The organism is Protofrankia sp. Cr1, assembly GCF_963555865.1.
Classification (GTDB): Bacteria; Actinomycetota; Actinomycetes; order Frankiales; family Frankiaceae; genus Protofrankia.
The window spans coordinates 1-2,505 of sequence record NZ_CAUVXO010000699.1; the positions used below are offsets into that span (position 1 = coordinate 1).

Sequence of the window (2,505 nt, forward strand, 5' to 3'; positions counted from 1 at the left end):
GCACCACCCCGGACTGCTTGACGCCGAGGGCCGCCGTCGGCTCGTCGAGGATCAGCACCCTGGCTCCGAAATAGACCGCGCGGGCAATCGCGACGCACTGCCGCTCGCCGCCGGAGAGAGTGCCGATGGGCTGGTCGACCTCGGCCAGGTTGATTCCCATCTTGGCCAACTCGGACAAGGTCGTGGCACGCATAAGACCGGCGTCCAGCAGCTTCACCGGCCAGAACCCGGTGCGCACCTCCGAGCCGAGGAAGAAGTTGCGCCAGACCGGCATCAGCGGAACCACAGCGAGGTCCTGGTAGACGGTGGCGATGCCGCGGTCGAGCGCCTCCCGCGGCGAGGAGAAGCGGACCCGCCCACCGTCTACCCGGACCTCGCCCTCGTCGTGCTGGTGCACGCCGGCCATCACCTTGATGAGGGAGGACTTACCTGCGCCGTTGTCCCCCAGCACGCAGGTGACCTCACCGCGGCCCACCCGCAGCGAGATGCCGCTCAGCGCCTGGATGTTGCCGTAGCGCTTACCCACCCCGGTCATCTGGATCAGCGGCGGGGCGGCCTGCTCCGCAATCCCGGTCTCATTTTCGGTTGAGACGGTCATCTGGCCTTACCTTCGGGTCGCGAGCCGGCGGACGTAGGTGTTTGTCACGGTCGCCAGCAACAACATCGCGCCGAGGAAGAACTTGAACCAGTCGGGGTTCCAGCCGGCGTAGACGATGCCCTGGGTGGTCATGCCGAAGATGAAGGCGCCGACGGCCGAGCCGATCGCCGAGCCGTACCCGCCGGTGAGCAGACAGCCGCCGATAACGGCCGCGATGATGTAGAGAAACTCGTTCCCCACGCCCTCGCCGGACTGCACCGTGTTGAAGGAGAAGAGCAGGTGCATCCCGGAAAACCAGGCCATGAAGCCGACCGCCATGAAAAGACTGATCTTCGTTCGCTTGACCGGGACGCCGATCGCCCCCGCGCTGCCGGCGTTGCCGCCGACAGCGAAGATCCAGTTTCCGGTCCGGGTCCGCAGCAGCGCAACCGTCGCAAGTACGGCGAAAGCCAGCCACCACACCACGGTGATACGGATCGTGACGCCGCCGACGTCGAACGAGGACGCGAAGACTTTGCGTGCGGAATCGAAACCGGCCATGTTCGACACGTCCGAGGTCGCGACGTTTCCGGTGAGAATCTTTGTGATCGCGAGGTTCAGACCCTGCAGCATCAGGAAAGTGCCCAGGGTGACCAGGAAGCTGGGGATCCCGGTGCGCACCACCAGGTAACCGTTGAGCCAGCCGACCGCAAGGGCCACGGCCAGCGAAACCGCCACGCCGACCCACACGTTGAGGGTGAACTGGTAGCTGAACATTGACGCGGTGAGGGATGCGGAAGTCACGGCGACACCGGCCGACAGGTCGAACTCGCCGCCAATCATCAGTAATGCGACCGGGACGGCCATGATGCCGATCGTCGAACTGGCGTAGAGGATGGTGGCCAGGGAGCCGAGCTGCCGGAACGGGTCGGCGACCGCGAAGAAGAAGATGTAGACGACGATCGCGCCGATCAGCGAGCCGATTTCCGGCCGCATCAGCAGGCGATGTCCCAGCGACCGGTGCCGGATCCGGTCGCCGACGCCGGCCGGCGCGTCGACCGGGGCCTTCGGTGTCGGTTGCGGCGTGGCCATTCCCAGTTTTTGCGCCATTGCGATGCTCCGAGTTTTCGGACTTCGCCCGGATGCCGTCGGCGGCGGCATGACGAGTCGTCCAGTGGGGAGTTGTCAGCCGACCACCGCGGGGAGTCGGTGACCGGCCCCGGCAGCTTCGGCCCCCTCTCGTGAGGCGAGAGGGGGCCGGTGGCTACCGCGTACCGTTGGCCGCAAACCTGCCGATCTGATCGATGTTGTTCTTGGTGATGAAGGACGGGCCGGTCAGGACCGCCTTCCCACCACCGATGACGTTCCCGTTGACCCGGTACAGCCACAGCGAGTCCACCGCCAGGTAACCCTGCAGGAACGGCTGCTGGTCAATGGCCCACTCCACGGACCCGTCCCGGATCGCCTGCACCATCTGCGGGTTCGTGTCGAATGTCGCGACCTTCGCCGGGCTGCCGGCGTCCCGGACGGACTGGACGGCGGTCAGCGCGATCTGCGCGCCCAACGCGACGACCCGGTCGATGCCCGGGTCCTGCTGCAGTTTCGCCTGGATCGTCGAGCGCACCGACGGCATGTTGGTGCCGGTGACGTAGAGGTTCTCGGTCTGCCCGGAGAAACCCTTCTTCACGCCTGCGCAGCGCGCCTCCAGCGACACCGAGCCCTGTTCCTGGATCACGCAGAGCACCCTCTTGGCGCCCTCGCCGGACAGCCGCCTGCCGGCCGCCTCACCGGCGATGCTCTCGTCCTGCCCGAAGTACTCCGTCGCGCCGGCGCCCTCCCAGTCGTCGAGTCCGGCATTAAGGGCGACAACCGGGATGCCTGCGGCGACCGCCTTCTGCACAGCGCCCTTCAGCGCCTCAGGGTGCGAG

3 protein-coding genes are annotated in these 2,505 nt (G+C 66.7%); all 3 read right to left on the bottom strand.

The window, feature by feature from the left end; all coding sequences use genetic code 11:
* Positions 1-598 (bottom strand): ATP-binding cassette domain-containing protein (locus U9980_RS28180; protein ID WP_322770701.1); only part of this gene is annotated, 598 nt, incomplete at its 3' end.
* 6 nt (positions 599-604) lie between these two features.
* Complete coding sequence (locus tag U9980_RS28185) at positions 605-1,669, bottom strand: ABC transporter permease (protein WP_416210424.1); 1,065 nt, start codon at positions 1,667-1,669, stop codon at positions 605-607.
* A 172-nt stretch (positions 1,670-1,841) separates the two neighbouring features.
* Positions 1,842-2,505 (bottom strand): substrate-binding domain-containing protein (locus U9980_RS28190; protein ID WP_322770703.1); only part of this gene is annotated, 664 nt, incomplete at its 5' end.

Coding starts and splice junctions, on each gene's coding strand:
- U9980_RS28185 (WP_416210424.1), bottom strand. CDS start 1,669: ATGGCCACGCCGCAACCGACACCGAAGGCCCCGGTCGACGCGCCGGCC.